The 613-nt window shown below is 47.6% G+C and carries 1 protein-coding gene; it reads right to left on the reverse strand.

The genetic code is table 11. The features are described from left to right. Positions 1–173 precede the first annotated feature (173 nt). Positions 174–613 (reverse strand): zinc ribbon domain-containing protein (locus tag MiSe_RS49630; protein WP_226594985.1); only part of this gene is annotated, 440 nt, incomplete at its 5' end.

Consider the following 613-nt stretch of genomic DNA (forward strand, 5'->3'; position numbering starts at 1 on the left):
TGGTTTCAAGGTTCCCAGGCTCACCGCCTTTGTCCAAAGGACGCGGTGATACGCCAGTTGCTCCACTTGGGGAAACCCCTTGACCGCACTGGCTCTTCTCCTTACGATATTTCGGGCGTTTAGCGGTCTTATCCGCAGGTTCCGTCGAGTCCCGACGTACCATTTCCAACGCTCTATCTCTGATAATTTTCGCTTGCCGTAATATCAGCGTGAGCAAAAAATCCACAAGCCGAGCATATGAATTTTTCCCCGTCGCGATTTGAGCGGTCAATATGTCCGCAATTCCTGCATTCTGTGCTGGAATGTTTCGGATTAATCTTGATGGCAACCTTTCCTTGCTTTGCAGCGAGATAATCGATCTTCAAGATCAATTCATTCCAAGCAGCATCAGAGATAGCGCGATTTAAACCAACTTTTCTAGATTGCCCATTTGGTAAAAACCTTCCACTTTCCTCATCTTTCTTCACCCGACAGCGACGCAACATGCCGGAGACGTTTAAATCCTCCAAGGCAATAGCATCCACCTGTCGGCTGGTAATAGTTTTTGCTATCCACCATTGAGCGAGCTTGTCGCTTATCCGCAATCTTTTTATGCAGGCGTCCAACTTTTTGG

It is taken from the genome of Microseira wollei NIES-4236 (genome assembly GCF_020521235.1).
Classification (GTDB): Bacteria; Cyanobacteriota; Cyanobacteriia; order Cyanobacteriales; family Aerosakkonemataceae; genus Microseira; species Microseira wollei.